The organism is Agromyces sp. NPDC057679 (assembly GCF_042799635.1).
In the GTDB taxonomy this organism is placed as follows: Bacteria; Actinomycetota; Actinomycetes; order Actinomycetales; family Microbacteriaceae; genus Agromyces.
This window is the reverse complement of sequence record NZ_JBHVIK010000002.1, coordinates 734,383-750,100: the sequence shown is the minus strand read 5'-3', so window position 1 is coordinate 750,100 and position 15,718 is coordinate 734,383. Positions and strand designations below refer to the sequence as shown.

The window sequence follows — 15,718 nt, the reverse complement described above, 5'->3', positions numbered from 1 at the left end:
GCCCGGCGCCGGCCTTCGGGTCTGGCCGGCGGAGGCGACGAGCGTCGCGGACGACTAGTACTTGGAGATCACCTTGATGCCGGCCGGGCCCACGGGCACGTCGACGTAGCATCCGGCCTCGTAGGCGGCGTTCCACGCCGACTTCTGCAGCGCGTGCGCGTTGGACAGGGCGAACGAGCGGGTGCCCGCGTAGCGGCAGAGCTGGTACCAGGTGTTGCGGCCGACGACGCCGTCGGAGGTCAGGCCGACGTAGCTCTGGAAGCGGCGCACGTTCGTGTTGGTGTTGCCGCCGAAGCTGTTGTCGACGGCGAGCTGGTAGCCGCCGTAGACCGAGCCGCGCGAGTAGGCGATGCCGTTCAGCATGCGCTGGATGTACCCGACGCAGGTCGCGTAGCCGCCCGAGGAGTACTGGTAGGCGGTGCAGCCCTTGCCGGTCGACCCGGTGTTGGCGCTGGCCGCGGTGGCCGGCGCGACGGCGCAGCCCACGGCGATCGCGAGCGCGAGCGCTCCCCCGGCAAGTCGGCTCTTGAGTGTCTTCAACGCACGCTCCCTTTCGGTGTTCGGTCGGCACGCCGCGGCGAGCCGGTCGCTCAGCGCAGCTGCCGAGCGCGGTCAGCGTATCCAGCGGCGGGAAGCCCCGGGAATGGGCAGGACTCCCCACCCGCGCGGCCGACGGACACGCGCTCAGATCTCCCTGACGCCACGTCTTCTCAGCGCCTCGCGCGATCGCTAGAGTTGCACGCGATCCTGCGGAGAGAACCGTCCGGATCGCACCGTGTCGAAGACGACCATCCGAGGAGCCCGCATGACCAACGCCCCCACGTCCCCTGCTCCCGGCTGGTACCCGGCGCCGGACGGATCGTCGCAGACGTGGTGGTGGGATGGCGCCGGCTGGACGCAGCCGCCGACGCAAGCGCAGTACCAGCCCGAACCTTCACCGGCAGCGATCAACGCCATCGCCAGGCTCGCGACGGCCACCCAGGCGCTGCTGCTCGTCTGCATCGCCACCTGCATCGCCACCATCGGCGTCGAGACGTTCGGGCTCTCCGCCGTCCAGGACTACCTCAGCGGCTCCGACGCGACCGTCGACCGGCTCGATCAGTACGACCAGAGCACGTTCGTAGTCGGCATCCTGTCGTCGATCATCCTCGTCGCCACCGGCGTGATCTGGGTCATCTGGCAGTTCCGAGTCGCCAAGCAGGTCACCGGGCAGACGCGCCGCTCACCGGGATGGCACGCCGGATCGTGGTTCATTCCCATCATCAGCTTCTGGTTCCCGTACCAGAACATCTCCGACCTCTGGCGAGCGGTCGGACGCACTCGACCCTCGTGGCTGATCGTGTGGTGGTTGCTCTGGGTCGTCAGCGGCTTCGTCATCCAGATCTCGACCCGTGTCGTCCTGGCCGCCGAGGACCTCGAATCGTTCCGGGTCGCGATGTGGCTGAGCATCGTCGGCGAGGTGCTCCTGCTGGCATCCGCACCGATGGCGTGGCTCGTCGTCCGCGGGATCACTCAGGGCATCGTGCAGCGGTCGTCGATCCCCGCGCCGGCGTCGGCCGCGGACTGACGGCCACGCCGACGCGCAGCCCTCAGATCCACCCCTGCTGCCACGCCTTCTCGGCCGCCTCGTGGCGCGAGGTGGCGTCGAGCTTCGTCATCGCCGACGAGAGGTAGTTGCGCACGGTGCCCTGCGCGAGATGCAGACGCTCGGCGATCTGCTGCACGCTCATCACCCCGCGGCTGAAGCGCAGCGCGTCGAGCTCGCGGTCGGTGAGCGGGCAGCGTTCGGCGGTGAGGGCAGCCGCGGCGATCTCGGGGTCGATGTAGCGGCGGCCGCCGGCGACGTCGCGGATGACGTGCGCGAGCTCCTCAGCCGGCGTCGACTTCGGCACGAAGCCCGACACCTTCGTCGCGAGCGCCCGCCGCAGCACGCCCGGGCGGGCATGCCGGGTGACGATCACGACCCGCGTTGACACCTGGGCGAAGATGCGCGCGGCCGCCTCGAGCCCGTCGGCCTCGGGCATCTCGAGGTCGAGGAGGCACACGTCGGGCCGCGCCGCGATCGCCTGCTCGACGGCGGCGACGCCGTTGTCGGCGCTCGCGACGACCTCGATGTCGGGCTCGAGGTTCAGCAGCGCGACGAGCGCCCCGCGAATCAGGTGCTCGTCATCGGCGATCATGAGGCGGATGCCACGTGCCGCATCATTCTCGACCGCGCCGGGCGCTGAGCCGCTCACGCTGCGACCCCCGCTCGCACGGGCACGGTGGCTCGGAGCTCGAAGGTGCCGGCCGAGGCATCCTCGTCGTGCTCGAGCGTGCCGCCGACGGCCGCGAGCCGATCGCGCAGGCCCGCGAGTCCCGAGCCGGGCGTGCGCGAGGCAGCGGCGCGGGAGGTGGCCGGCGCCGAGGCATCCGTGGTCGTGATGCCGTCGTTCGCGATGCGCAGCTCGCAGCGGCCATCCGTCGTCGCAAGCGCGATGGTGACGGTCGCAGCCTCGCTGTGGCGCAGGATGTTCGTCGTCGCCTCGCGCACGACCGAGGCGAGCGCGCTCTGCGCGGCGGCATCCGCCGGAAGTGGGCCGAGCCGCAGCTCGCACGCGGCGCCCGAGGCCGTGAGCACCTCGCGGGCGTTCTCGAGCTCGTCGTCGAAGGCGACCTTGCGGTACCCGGCGACGAGCGAGCGGGTCTCCTCGAGAGCCTCCTTCGCGATCATGCGGGTCTCGTGCACGAGCTCGCGCGCGGCGGCCGGGTCGCGCTCGAGCAGGCGCTCGGCGAGCTCGGACTTCAGCGAGATGACCTGCAGGTGGTGCCCCTGGATGTCGTGCAGGTCGGAGGCGAAGCGCAGCCGCTCCTGCGTGACGGCGAGCTCGGCGGCCGTGCGCCGGTTGCGGTCGAGCTGCACGACGACCTCCCACCACCAGAGGCTCGTGAGCAGCATGATCGGCAGCATCACCGCGAAGAGGCCGATCATGAAGGTGTTCGAGCTCTGCGGCCCGGCGGGTGCGCCGTGCAGCGCGGTGAAGATCGCGACGTGCGCCACCGTCAGGATGAGGGCGGCGAGCAGCACGAGTCGCCGCGGCGTCGTCGGCAGCAGGGCGGCGACGAGGGATGCCGCGGCCCACAGCGGCACGGCCGCGGTGAGCGCCTCGCCCGGGGCCGCGAGGCCGAGCAGCCAGACGAGTGCGGCGGGGGCGATGAGCGCCGCCGTCCAGCCGGGGTGGGGCAGTCCGCCACCGCGACCGACGCGGAGGAACCAGCAGTACCGCAGCTGCGTCGCCGTGGCGACGAGCGTGAGCCCCAACATCGCGAGTGCGAGCATCAGGTCGGTCGAGTAGGGAGCGCCAGCGACCGTATCGAGACCACCCGCCCCCATGACCGTCTCCCCGATCGCCAACATCACGATGAGATCGAAGAACCCGAAGAAGAACACGATCGACGCGAGCGTGTACAGCCACGTGGTGTGCACACTACGGGCGGCTGGTTCGGCAGGCATGGGGCCGAGCCTATGCCAGTGACATTTGTCACGCCGGGCGCGTGCGCTTTCGCACGTCAACGCGTGACGCGACGGCACTGCCGCGGATCGCGCGGTTCTCAGAGGCTTGAAGCATCAGCTCGCCGCTCCTATTGCGGCTCCGGCTTCTCGCTTCACCTCTGAAAGGACACGTCATGATCGACGCACTCCAGGACTTCGCCAGCTCACTCCCCGGCGTCATGCAGTGGCTCGGGGTGATGCTTATCTCGGCCATCCCGTTCGTCGACTCGTACTTCGGTTCGGTCGTCGGCGTACTGATCGGGCTGCCGCCGGCGGTCGCGATCGGCGTCGCCGTGATCGGCAACGTGATCTCGATGCTCGGGTTCGTGTTCGCGGCGAGTGGGGTGCGGTCGAAGGTGGTGGCGGGAAGGGCCGCTGCGGCTGGTGCTGGCGGTTCCGCTGGTTCTGTGTCGTATGCTGCGATTGGCGCTGTGGATGCTTCGTCGTCGTCCCGCAACGAGAAGGTGCGCCGCGCCTTCGACAAGTACGGCGTCGCCGGCGTGAGCCTGCTCGGCCCGTTCATCCTGCCCAGCCAGTTCACCTCGGCGGCGATGGTGTCATTCGGGGCGAACCGCAACGCCGTGATCGCGTGGCAGATCGTGTCGATCGTGATCTGGGGCGTGGTGGCAGGCGTCGCGGCGTCGTTGGGGGTGGCGCTGGCGAGGTGACGCCTCATTACCATCGGCGCATTGAGAATTGTCGATTCTTCACTGGCCCCCGCGACGTTGCTGCACTCGTGCGCAACGAAACGGTGCCGCGGGCGTTTGCAATCAGGATCCCATAGCGATCGCTTCGTAGAAGGGGGTTCCTCGGATGAACGAACCCGGGAAACCGAGCGAGCGGTACAGCGCCTCGTGTACTCCCAGCTGAGCGATTCGTTCACCAGTGCCAGCAGGCATGCCGTTGATGCCAAGCTGCGCAAGTTCACGATCGCTCACATTGGGGACCTTGTGGATAAACCAGGTCAGCAGCGGCTCGCCGTAGTTGTGCTGGGAGTTGCGAAAATGGCCCAAGTACTGAGACGCCAAAATGGTCCCCACGCCAAACTCTCGACCTTGAAGCATTATGTCCATCAGTACTGGGAAGTTGTACCGCATGATATTGACAGCTTCATCGACAAGTAGGAACGAGTTCAGAGTCCTGAGTTTCGGCGCGGTTCCCTCGAATGGCCATTTTGTGGCCGATTGCATGTAATCAAAGTAGACGTTGAGGAACAATGCGACGAGAGCATTCTTACCGTTTTGATCAGCCCCCAGGTCATTAAGTGCGATCACCAGAACGCGATCGTGAATCAATTGTTCGAAGGGGACGAGCTCGGCAGGATCGTCACTGAAAATTTCCCCAAGCACGAATGTGTTCAAGACGCTCACGACTGCATCCGCGCGCGGAATCGTAGCCTTGTACGCGTCGAGTACAGCGGCGAGCGTAGGCGGGGTCCCCGAGGCGTCCTCGTAGAGCCGAGAAATCACTTCAACAAGATTGTTGCGCTGCACCGGTCCGACACCGCCGTAGATCTTGTCCAGAACGTCACAGAACATATTTGCTCGTTGGTTTGCCGCAAGCTTCGAATACCCGTTGCGGAGCGCAAACACGTTGAGCGGAATCCGGTTCGGCCGAAGGACTGAAGCTCCAACAGCCTCGACAAACTCCTCGTCCTGGAAGTCCCGCTTGTAATCAAAAATCAGGAAGGAAAGGGGTGCTCGCTGCGTAATTTTCGCCGCATTGCGCAAGTTGAACACCAGCGCCTTAAGCAGCTGGGTCTTGCCAACACCGAGGTCCCCGACGACTCCGATGTTCATCTGATTGAGATCGGTGTTACTTGGCCAGAAGTTCGCAACCCCTTGCCCTATGGACCCGCGCACGGCCCCGACGTCGAAGCAAATTCCGTTGCCGGCGACGGCACCAGACACACCGATCTCTGTAGGAGCCGTCGCCGACGTCGATGGGGCATTCGATTCCGCCCTTGAGCGATCCGGCTGGCCTGCCTTCGCGGGTATCGACTCTGGAGGTTTACTGTGCTCGTTCGCGGTACCCGATCCGACGGATGAGCCGGGCGACCGCTGCTCCTCATCATCGGCTTCGGCCAATGCCCACGTCACCAAATTGCGCCATTCACGGGCCAGGGAGCTCTCCGCATCCGAGGATGCGGCGAAGGCAGTCGCCGAGTTGGAGGCCAGTACCCCATATCCCGAAGGCTCATCTTCAGAGGGGCGAACCGCGGCTGAAGTTCGGAAGGGCGATCCGTCGACCGCGTGTGCATCGTGGCTAAAGAAGGCGAGCAGCGGGCGGCCCGTACGTAGTCGGACTTCGCCGTCCAGAAGCCGTTGGAGGCGGGCAACATACCCATCTGGCCGCGATGATGACGGAGACCGTAGGCGGGCGCCTGCGTCGATCAAGGATGCCAGCGCGTTGAGCCACATGCGCGAATCCGCACTGCTGGGAGACCCTCGCAGCTCGGCGGCGTTTTGTTCCATCGTTCTCAACAGTGTCATCGTTGAGGAGAGTTGGCTGAATGGCTCGTCAAGTACGCCGCTGGTCATGTCAGGCAGCAGCGAGGGAGGGCTGTCGGACCCCAAACCGTAGAACTTGATCTCAATTGGCACCAAAGTGATGGCATCGTCTGTCATATCAATGATCAGGAGATCGGCCCGTTGCAGCGCACCTGCCTGCCGCACATCACCGGCGAGGGATTTGAGGAACGAATAGCAAGCATCAATCGACAGGACAAAGCGATCGTGCCCGTCCTCGTCGCCGCTGTCCATGAGTGCGAAACCAAGAGAGAACCCGAGCGCGCCTGAGGCATGGGTCCCACCCATCGATAGAAGCGAAGAGAGACCTACGCCCCGAGCACCCAATCGGCTAAGAAGCTCGTCAAGGTCAGACTCCGACGCATCGAACCCCTGAGCACGCGTGAGCAGCTCCCGCAGCTGGTATCGGAAGCTCTGGGGAACTCGAGCGACCGTTACATAAGGTCGACGTTCGAGCAGTGCATTTCCGCTGGACTTGTCGAAGACTGGTGGACGCCACTCCCAGAGCATTCTCCTCGCATCACCAGAATCGGCGAGGATCGCTGCCATTGCGCTCGGGCTCAGCATGGCCTCCCCCGACACGGTCCAGTCAGAGTTTGCATCTGTAAGCATCGTGCTGTTTAGACGCGCCGCGATTCGTGGAAAGCCTGTCCGTGATTCGACCTGCCGAACCGCCTCAGTGAACGGTCTCCACCCCAGTGATCGGAGGCCAGGCATTCGGCTGACGGTTCGGGGCTCATCAAAAGATGGATCGACGGCCTCGAATCGGCGGAGCGGCACATCACCAACGACGCCCAGATCGGCCCCGTCGGACGGGTAGACGCAAACTCTGGCACCAGAGTCTTGAAGTATTCGGATATTACTAGCCCGCTGCGCGCCATCGACATGTTCGTATCGGGACCAGACGAGCGGCAAATTGGGCGTCTCACGAATCAGCCGCGTCATTCCCTCGAGTGGCGCTGGGCCAACCCGATTCGTAGCGTCAAGGATTCTGGCGCCACCGATCAGATGATTGTCCTCGTTGCCCCATTCACGCAGCGCAGAGACGACAGCATCGTCGACTTCGCGCAGACGAGCGGTCTCACGCGACGCAGCAAGGTCGACCGTAATCCCGGCCACATGCGGGTTCATTCGTCGATAGTTGCGCAGAGCGGTCGACACGGTCGAGGCATTCAACCCACTCGCGGTGGTACCGGGGGCGGCGAGCGCGCCAACTCGTGAGGGCGACTGCAGCGGCTGGAATCGATCGGTCGATGCCCGGACGAGGACCGACCAGCCCAGGAACAGCTGCTCAGCTCCGTTGTCCGATGGGATCGCCACCATTCTTCCAGAACGAGTCTCGCTCGGGCCGACCGCGGGGAAGTTCCATCCCTCAATTGCCCCCATCAAATCAATCGCGCGCCGTGCCTCGCGCAACGTATGCTCGGCGCCCGACAGCCAGGCAAGTCGAATGGGATGGAGCGGGCTGAGATATACAGCACCGCACTCGCCAGTTTGCAAGTCCCATACACTCACCGAGAACGGATAGGTCGCCCAGAAGATACCAAACGGATCGTTCCCGCTCGAGGCGGCCTTTTCGATCAGAGCGACGTACGAAGCGAGGTACTCTTCCAGCGCCTCTCGTCGGCCAGTCCAGAGCGAGGCCCGGGATGTTCGTGAAGGCCAAGCCCCCGATCCTGCGGAATCTTCCGCGAGCGTCTCGACCACGCGGAAGGCGGACCGAAACCTCTCAGCCTCATCAGATTTCAGGAGCGCCTCGGAGACTCGAGCGTCCACGGCTTCTCGCCAACTCGCGACCGCCGCCGCAGGCATCAAGACTCCGTAGTCTGTCGCAATCGCCTCTTCAACAAGAGTGTCGCCTGACGAGGATTGAATAACATGTCCGCCGAGTCGTAGCCATTCCGTCGACCGCACCCCGCTCAACGAGGCCGCCTCATACCGGCCTCGGAATGAGTCAATAGACTCCACGGCGAGCGGACCTTCGGACGGTTGCTGCTTGTGTGCCGCCGCGACGAGCGGGGAGACAAACGAGCGCGTCGGTTCTGGAGATCGCATCTTGATCTCGTCGTTGCCAACTCTGAACACGTCGACAGGCTGAGGGTAAACGTCGACCATATGCAGGCCTGCACGCCCATGTAGCAGAGGAATCGCGTGAGACTCGTGCGCAACCTTCTCACCGTCACCGCTCCAGATCAGGATCCGATGGAGCGACGTGCCGTCAAAATACTGACCCGCGATCTCGCCCGACGCAGGTTCATCGGCGACATCTCTTGCGACTATGGACGGCCGCCCCATTATGCTCCCGCGTGCGCTCAGCTTCATACACACGAGACCCTGAGATCCGCTCGGAATCAAGAGTGCCGTTGCCGGCGCCGCAGGCGGTACAACGCGCCCGAAAAGGGCGTCGTCGCTGCTCACTTCGATACTGATCGATACGGGAGCAGTCGAAGCTGCACCCGCAAGGCTGCGTTCGAAGTGGCCGACGGCCTCGAGCCGCCCATCTTCACTACCCTCCAGTCTGCCCACCCACCGCAGTCCTGCTGTCGCCGTCGGCTTGACGTGAGAGTTGGCGATGGCATCTATAGCGAGCGGTCCGAGAACGGCAACGGGTATTCTCACCTGTTCGGTCCTGATTCGATCGGCTTCGATCGTTGTTCTGAGAGCGAACGGCCCGATATCAGGTCCTTCACCGACTCCAAGACCGACGTTGGACTCAAGTCCGCGCATCACGATCGGCTCAACAACTTCAGTTTGGCGGAGGGGGTTGAAAAACTCCGCCTCGGTTAGTGATGCCATTGCTCGGATCCCGACAGGAGCGCCGCACGCAGTCAAGTTCCAGGCCGCGATGTGGGAGTCCTCAACAACGAGATGGCTGTCAAAAGGATCCCATTCGGTCGATTCGAGCGGATGCGGCGCATCTGAGCTGTGACTGATCAACCGCAACGACTGGGCGATCGCCGCCGAACCGGACCACCAGTTCGTGAACGCATCGGCAAATCGCCGTCCCAATCGACGGCGATCAACCCGATAGGCATACCCGGCATCTGGCCGGGGAAGGCCGAACGCCGCAAAGCTGAACTCCGCGAAGAAGTCGTCTACGCTCATGGCCGCACTAGTCGTTACCGCATTCGCGAGTAGCTCCTCGAGAGCAGCGAGTGATCGACTCGCGTGCAGGAACCACCCTGCGTTCCAGCTTCGTGCCCCTTGCGGTGCCTCCTGATACGCGCACTTCAGTGCGGTCAGCGCTTCGTAGAGGTACTTCGCAGCCGCTCGCCCATCGTGAGCGATGTCAAAGTCGTCCAGCATCACGACCACGACTGCTTGTGCGAGCGACTCAAGCGATACTTCGGCCGTTGAAGAATCCGGAAAAGACTGATTCAGGGACTCCCTGAATGCACCGACGAAGGACGCGATCTCGGGAACTCGCCCATGAACAACTGCCAGACGGTCGTCCTGCCTGTAGCGAATCAAATCGCGTGGCTGCAGACGTGGGACGAGTGGGTTCGTCAGGTCGACGTTGGCGTCGCTTACGAGAATCGAGAAAGGAATGTCGTTCGGTCGGACGCGATTTGCTTCCCCAACGACGGCCTCCGCGACTTCGAGAGAAACTCCCTCCGGGAGATACGCGGCGGACAAGCTTCCTACCTCGGCCAGACACCGCCCTAGCGCTCGACCCAGCACATCGGCTCCAACGTCACCACGACCCACCACAACGCCCCCCACTAGAACGCGCTTTCCACGACGACACCCTGATCAGCGTCCGCACTACCGCGGGCCAGCCCCGCTCTCTCAAGCAGCGCAACCAGATCGTTTAGTTCGGGCCGAAGGCCCATCTCATCCAGATCTCGTGCGATCGCAGCCACGTCGGTAGTCGCGCCAGGTACACCGCACGCAAGACTTGCCACGACTGCGATCCACTCGGTGCCGGGATCGACGGTCAGGTAGCGGCCGTTCTGACGAAGCACGCCGTAGTAGTCGGCGAAAGGGCCCGCTGCTTCTCGAACTCGAAGAGCGTACCGAACAGCCTCCCGAACGTTGCTGGCGCTGTTCGAGTCACGTCCAATAAGAGCTTCGCCCAGTTGCTGCCGGAGATTCGAGTCCTCTCGCATCTGCGGAGCAATGGAATCGAAGACCTGCCCATCCACAACCGATAGGTCGTCATGCCATGCCATGACCGCTCGTCTCACGAGCTCGGACCGCGCTATTCGTCGGTTTAGTAGACCCGCGATGTCCCGTCCTTGCACGCCCAAGCGCGACGACCGCCACGGCAATACAGTGTCCATTCCCCTCAGGACGTCGACCTGCGTGATGCGCTCGCCACCTGGACTGACCACTCTTCGAGCGAGCGACTCGTTCCAAGATGACTCCCAGAGAAATCCAAGCCCAACAGCGAGGCGGAGAAGAGTTGTCGCCCAGTCGACCCAAACGCGTGCGGGCAGCGCCTCGACCCACACTCGATCGCACAGAAGATCCCACGAACGCCGAAACCATGAGAATGGCGTTCCGGCCAGGAACAGATGGTCATCTTGTTTCCGGGCGATCTCGGGTATCGGGCGTCGCACCCGCCTACCGACAACCAGCTGCTCGTCGATTGCTCGATCGATTGATGCGAGCAGGGGATCGAGATGCATCCTCAGTTCGGACGCCTGCAGCCACATTTCTGCGGCGCTCCGATCCTCAGCGCGACCTCCCCCGAGGATGTACATGCGCTCAATGATCTCGGCGAAATCGGGCGGATTCTTCGCACCCTGCAGACCTCTTAGGTTCTGAAGAAGCGCGAGCGCAGGTGTTAGCGGGCTTGCTGACTGAGAGCCGCCCTTCTCTGCACGAACACCCGCAACGCTATTAGCAACTGCCTCGGCGAGTGTGGGCTCAACGCTCCGCTCGGCGCGCACACCGGCCCTCAAGAGGGCCTGCCCGAATTCTGCTCTAGCTGCGTCTGTCCGAGGTTCGGTCCCGACGTATACGAGCGTTCCTGTCGCTCGATCCGTTGAACGATAGCGAAGGCCAACCGCTTTCGGTGGTGCCGGATCCGGCGTCTCTGCCTCGAAGAGCCTCCAAGCCATCGAAGTAATGAGCGCCTCCGGTGAGGGAAGATACTGGGGCCGCGGCAGGTCCAACAGGACCGGACGGTACGACGATCCCATGATCATCCGACCTGCAAAGTAGCGAGCCGCGCTCCCGAAAGCACGACGTAGTCTTGGCCCGATTGCACCTGAGACGGCACGAGCCGCTTCGATCGGAAGCGCTCCAGACGTGGAGAAACGTCATCCGACACATCCGTGATTCCCACGGTGTTCCCGATGCACGACATTGCCTCGCGAACCAACGGAAAATCGAGCGCAATACTCGAAACCACGTTTCCTCGTTCAAGGATGCTAAGCACCAAACGTTCGCCCGACCGCGCTGTTTCGATCTCAAAGTCTCCAGACCTAAGCGCCAGACGAGGTGTCTCTACGTCGCCGACAATTGGATAGGTCCGGCTCTCGAACACGGGAATCAGCGACGTTGCGTCGAGCCCCCCGGACTTCTTTGGCCGAAGAAGCGTTCGCAGGTGACTCGCAACGTGCGAAGGCACAGCGGGTGAGAGATGCCAGGTTTCCGTCCATGCCGAAATTTCTCGCCGGAAGGCTGGAATGCCATTCGCGACCGCGTAGAGTCGCGTCAAATACGCGCCGTACCACCCAATGCACTCGAACCTCTCCGGGTCCGAAATAGAGTCCGATCGGATGGCGTCAACGAACGCGCTATCGACGGACCAATCGAACGCGGTGATTGCGTCCCGCACGGCATCATCTGAGCTGACAGCACTCAGCAGAATCTCTAGGGGAGAACCGGAAGCGGCGAGGCCGCTGAAAGCTTCGGCGACTGGCGTGGCCCAGCCTGATTTCGGTTCGTGGGGGGTGAATTCGCCAGGGTCAGGATCTCGCACCGGATCGGCCAGCGATGTGAGCCTCGTCACGGGATTGCGGATAGCGTCTCTTGCACCGCCTTTCCAAATTCCGGCGGCGCCGAAGAGTGCCTGTGAGAATCGTATTTCCGCCAGTTCGCGGACCTCGCCGAATCGATCCAGTGGCTGACGAGAACGCGGCTGAAGCGAGGCTAGGTAGTTCTGAGCTTCATGGCTCGGAACGCGCTCAGGGGCGTCAGCAACAACAAGTCGTGCTGCTGCACCCCACACTTCACGGAATGTGAACCGCTGCCCGGAGACAATCTCGGCCGCGCGCAGGACGTTGAGCGCGCCCGCGCGAACCGACGCATTGGAGAGGGAGAGCTTGTTCGCCAAGAACGGATTCAAGAATTGGGGATCCTCACGGACAAGACCATTCGCGCCTAGTGCATCGAGCATCGAGCCCAGCAGTTCGCCTGCTGATGAATCCAGCCGTGCGACGGGATTCCCGAAATCGCCGATGTTATACGGATCTGCCTGGACTGTTACGTGATCAGCGGGTCGATCCTGAATCACAACGGTCGGCGTGGACTCGAACAACGAACAAACGTCCACAAAGACCATCACCATATCTGCGACCGGCTCTGAGGATCGAAGGAGGCGGCCGCACTGGATGTATGCCTCTCCGGCGCTACTTTGGATCTCCCAGTCGCCAGATGCGAAGGAACTCACCTCTCCCTGCGCGCCATCGCGGTGGAGCCAGTCCACAACGATCTGCCCAGCCCCGGCGATCTGGGTTGATCCACGCCCCTGCGAGACTTCTTCAACTAGGACCCCTCGATTTACACACGCAAGCAAGTTGGAGCCGCGCTCAACGGCGGTGTCGATGTCGCCTGAAAGGGCCAAGGACTCGTGCGAATCGCTGCGAATCGTCGCGTCATTAACTACGGTGAGCCGCGCAGGCCCCAACTCGTAGTCATACGATCTCTCCGCGAGCCGAGCCTCCGCACGGTGTTGTACGTGCAATTCCGCAACTATCGCGGCAGCAGCGTGAGATTTTCCAGCCCCGGGGCCTCCGACAAGAAACACCATTCGAGGCGGCGCATCGCCTTTGACGCCAGCTGCGAGCCATTGCCACGCGGCATCAACGCCGGGTGCGCGGGCTACGCTCGGCCATTCTGATGATTGAGATTCGGGTCGCGCGGCAACATCCTTGCCCCCGGTTGCGCGCTCCCAAAGTCGTTCATAAGCCCCCCAGTAATCGTCGACGCGTTCACCATGTGTCATCGACTTGGCGTTGATTCGATTGCCGTTGCTGCGGAAGTCGTCGCTCGTGAGGTTCAACACAAGTAGGCCACCTTCGTCCTCGAGCAGGACGCACTTCTCACCCGCGCTGCACAGCTCACGGAGACCAGAGAGCCAAATTCGAGGGTCGCCATTACCGCTCTGCGGCCGAAACAGCGTCACCCTCGAACGCGTGCGCCTCCCGTCGGGGTGAACCAATGTTGCGCTAAGGGTGCGCTTGTGGTCGGGGCCCTGGGATTGCGCCCGATAATCATGAATCGAGGCCCTCAGCAGAAAGTCACGAACATTGGCAGTCGCGTCTAGGGTTGCTTTCGTTAGCCCTGTTTGCGTCAGCTCAATTACTGAGTAGTCGAGCCCGCTTCCGACCAAGAAGTCGATGTTGGCTCGTTCTTCGTCACTGAATCGCATAGCAACCCCCTTCGTTGGGTATCACGCAACTGCGGCCACCTGCGAACTGGGAAGAGCCACATCGATCGCCGGATCCAACGCGCTCTCCGATTCGCCAATTGGCGGGAGAAGCCCGCGAATCATCTCCCCCACAGCTTTGGCCAGAAAAGGCGAGACCGCGTTGCCAACCTGCGAGTACTGCGGGACCTCGAACCTCCTGCGAAGAGAGCCAGTCGTCTCTTTTCCAAGAAAGACAAAATCATCGGGAAATCCCTGAAGACGCGCCATTTCACGGACGGTCAGGATACGGGCCTCGCTCGGGTGCACGTAATCATCCGGCAGAGTCACGACCGTCCGCGCCGGCTCATCCCATGCGAGCGCCTTCTGGCTGTGCTTTCTCGTTTGAAGACGCTCAATCAGGCGAAGCAGATCATCCTCGTCCTTCGCGAGCACGGTTCCATCGGGCGCAATGGCTGGGAGGGCACTCTTCGGGAGGTTGAGTTGCGCAGTTACTTTGTTCGATGTCAGGGAGTTCACCACCCGTGGCGACAGCCCGTTTGCTCGAAGCCACTGGTAGAGACGGAAACGTGACTGTGTCACGTCGGAGTGCTTACGATGTGTCTGATTTTCCAGCGGTGCGCCGGCTGGGTGAGTGGATGCAGGCAACCCCCAAGCCGAACGCGATCGAACCTCGGCCCTGAACGCGTGAGCGCGCTTCGAGTCGCTCCGAGGAGCAGTCATTTGGAGATCACCGATGGCATCGGCGACGGTCGGAGATTCGCTTCTCGTCACAGTCGGGTAGGGCGCCATCGGCGGCACCGCACCGACAAGTTCGTCGAGAAATGCTGATGTCCACAGAGCACCCGTGCCATGGAGTGAACGACTTTCGGCAACGTCTCGCCGCACACCGATGATCAACAGACGAGGGCGATTTTGGGGTGCTCCATAGTGAATCGCATTGACAGATACGCCTTGAACCTCGTATCCCAACCCAGTCTCCGCAAGCGCCTGCTGGAGCTGAGCGAATGGGGTATCTTCGTCGGGCGAAAACCTGTGGTTCATACCGACCACGTTCTCGATGACAACGACCTTTGGACTTACACGGTCGACAAACTCCAGGTACTCCCACGGGAGCTTGTTGCGCACATCGGCCGGATTCCTGCGTCCTGCAAGCGAAAATCCCTGGCACGGTGGTCCACCAACGACGACGTCGACATTCTTCTGCCCGATCAGTTCCATTGATCGAACATCATCAAGAACTTCACGCAGCGGCCGGACTGCGAGCCGACGAGCAACTTGCGAGTTAACCTCGGATTCGAGGTGGGCTCGCCAACCTTCGCCCGTTACCGTCGGGTCAATGAAGTTCGCAAAGAATGTGAGCGAAGCCATGTCCGACTTCTCAACTGCGAGGGCCAACTCGCCACCTGAGCGCTCGATGCCAAGTGAAAGGCCGCCGCACCCCGCGAATAGGTCTACATACGTGTACAAGCGTCCTCAACGATCATTTAGTAGCAAGTAGTTCGGTAATCAAAGTATTGCCTAGACCACCCCCATTCAGTCGTAGGGTCGGAGCATGCCGAACCTTCTGATGGATCCCGGCGCCAGATCCGATCTCATGCGCCGTATTCGCTCGACGAACACGGCCCCGGAGACAATCGTGTTTCGCGAGATGCGAAGGCGCGGGATCTACTTCCAGCGGCATTACTCGCGGGTTGTTGGCTCGCCCGATCTAGCGCGTCCGAGGAAAAAACTCGCGGTCTTCATTGACGGGGATTTCTGGCACGGCAGAGAGATAGAGCGGGTAATCGCGCGGTACGGAAAGGAGAGCGGTTGGTCGCGCAAACTTCTACGCAACATGGCACGCGACCGGGAAGTGGATGCCACGCTAGTGGGACTTGGTTGGAGTGTCCTACGCGTTTGGGAAAGCGACATCCGACGCAAGTCGACGCGTGACGAGGTCCTTGATGAAATTGAAGCCTTCCTATGCGCGCGGTTGAGACCTAAGAGCTCCGACGCACAGACCCCGCACGAAACTGACTGAGGCTCCCGATCACAACGCAGCGCCCTGCAGTCTCA

10 protein-coding genes are annotated in these 15,718 nt (G+C 62.6%); 3 read left to right on the top strand and 7 right to left on the bottom strand.

Annotation, left to right across the window (positions count from 1 at the left end; translation table 11 throughout):
- Window positions 1-54: 54 nt before the first annotated feature.
- Complete coding sequence (locus ACFVAJ_RS10365; protein WP_376943787.1) at window positions 55-540, bottom strand: peptidoglycan-binding protein; 486 nt, start codon at window positions 538-540, stop codon at window positions 55-57.
- 265 nt (window positions 541-805) lie between these two features.
- Between ACFVAJ_RS10365 and ACFVAJ_RS10360 the strand changes: the two genes are divergently transcribed.
- On the top strand, window positions 806-1,567 hold the full coding sequence (locus ACFVAJ_RS10360) for a DUF4328 domain-containing protein (RefSeq protein WP_376943785.1): 762 nt from the start codon (window positions 806-808) through the stop codon (window positions 1,565-1,567).
- Between the two features lie 22 nt (window positions 1,568-1,589).
- Here the strand turns inward: ACFVAJ_RS10360 and ACFVAJ_RS10355 are convergent, their stop codons facing one another.
- Together ACFVAJ_RS10355 and ACFVAJ_RS10350 are read right to left on the bottom strand one after the other, a co-directional pair.
- Complete coding sequence (locus ACFVAJ_RS10355; RefSeq protein WP_376943783.1) at window positions 1,590-2,180, bottom strand: DNA-binding response regulator; 591 nt, start codon at window positions 2,178-2,180, stop codon at window positions 1,590-1,592.
- A gap of 53 nt (window positions 2,181-2,233) precedes the next feature.
- Window positions 2,234-3,493 (bottom strand): sensor histidine kinase, encoded by a 1,260-nt coding sequence (locus ACFVAJ_RS10350; RefSeq protein WP_376943781.1) that lies wholly within the window; start codon window positions 3,491-3,493, stop codon window positions 2,234-2,236.
- Window positions 3,494-3,666: 173 nt separating this feature from the next.
- On the opposite strand from ACFVAJ_RS10350, the gene ACFVAJ_RS10345 reads away from it, so the two are divergent.
- Window positions 3,667-4,200: a hypothetical protein gene (locus ACFVAJ_RS10345; RefSeq protein ID WP_376943779.1), complete on the top strand. Its 534-nt coding sequence runs from the start codon at window positions 3,667-3,669 to the stop codon at window positions 4,198-4,200.
- Window positions 4,201-4,302: 102 nt separating this feature from the next.
- On the opposite strand, the gene ACFVAJ_RS10340 is transcribed toward ACFVAJ_RS10345, so the two are convergent.
- From ACFVAJ_RS10340 to ACFVAJ_RS10325, 4 genes are all read right to left on the bottom strand, one after another.
- Entirely contained in the window at window positions 4,303-9,696 is a 5,394-nt protein-coding gene (locus ACFVAJ_RS10340) for a hypothetical protein (RefSeq protein WP_376943777.1), read from the bottom strand.
- Between the two features lie 86 nt (window positions 9,697-9,782).
- Window positions 9,783-11,126 carry a hypothetical protein gene (locus ACFVAJ_RS10335; RefSeq protein ID WP_376943775.1) on the bottom strand — a complete coding sequence of 448 codons (1,344 nt, stop codon included), beginning with the start codon at window positions 11,124-11,126 and terminating at the stop codon, window positions 9,783-9,785.
- An 83-nt stretch (window positions 11,127-11,209) separates the two neighbouring features.
- Window positions 11,210-13,663, bottom strand: coding sequence for a hypothetical protein (locus ACFVAJ_RS10330; protein ID WP_376943773.1), 2,454 nt, complete (start codon window positions 13,661-13,663; stop codon window positions 11,210-11,212).
- Window positions 13,664-13,684: 21 nt separating this feature from the next.
- Entirely contained in the window at window positions 13,685-15,130 is a 1,446-nt protein-coding gene (locus ACFVAJ_RS10325; protein WP_376943771.1) for a DNA cytosine methyltransferase, read from the bottom strand.
- Window positions 15,131-15,215: 85 nt separating this feature from the next.
- Between ACFVAJ_RS10325 and ACFVAJ_RS10320 the strand changes: the two genes are divergently transcribed.
- The gene (locus ACFVAJ_RS10320; protein ID WP_376943769.1) at window positions 15,216-15,683 is read left to right on the top strand and encodes a very short patch repair endonuclease; all 468 of its coding nucleotides are present in this window, start codon (window positions 15,216-15,218) and stop codon (window positions 15,681-15,683) included.
- Window positions 15,684-15,718: the final 35 nt, after the last annotated feature.

Coding starts and splice junctions, on each gene's coding strand:
- ACFVAJ_RS10345 (WP_376943779.1), top strand. CDS start 3,667: ATGATCGACGCACTCCAGGACTTCGCCAGCTCACTCCCCGGCGTCATG.
- ACFVAJ_RS10335 (WP_376943775.1), bottom strand. CDS start 11,126: ATGGCTTGGAGGCTCTTCGAGGCAGAGACGCCGGATCCGGCACCACCG.
- ACFVAJ_RS10350 (WP_376943781.1), bottom strand. CDS start 3,493: ATGCCTGCCGAACCAGCCGCCCGTAGTGTGCACACCACGTGGCTGTAC.
- ACFVAJ_RS10360 (WP_376943785.1), top strand. CDS start 806: ATGACCAACGCCCCCACGTCCCCTGCTCCCGGCTGGTACCCGGCGCCG.
- ACFVAJ_RS10330 (WP_376943773.1), bottom strand. CDS start 13,663: ATGCGATTCAGTGACGAAGAACGAGCCAACATCGACTTCTTGGTCGGA.
- ACFVAJ_RS10320 (WP_376943769.1), top strand. CDS start 15,216: ATGCCGAACCTTCTGATGGATCCCGGCGCCAGATCCGATCTCATGCGC.
- ACFVAJ_RS10355 (WP_376943783.1), bottom strand. CDS start 2,180: ATGATCGCCGATGACGAGCACCTGATTCGCGGGGCGCTCGTCGCGCTG.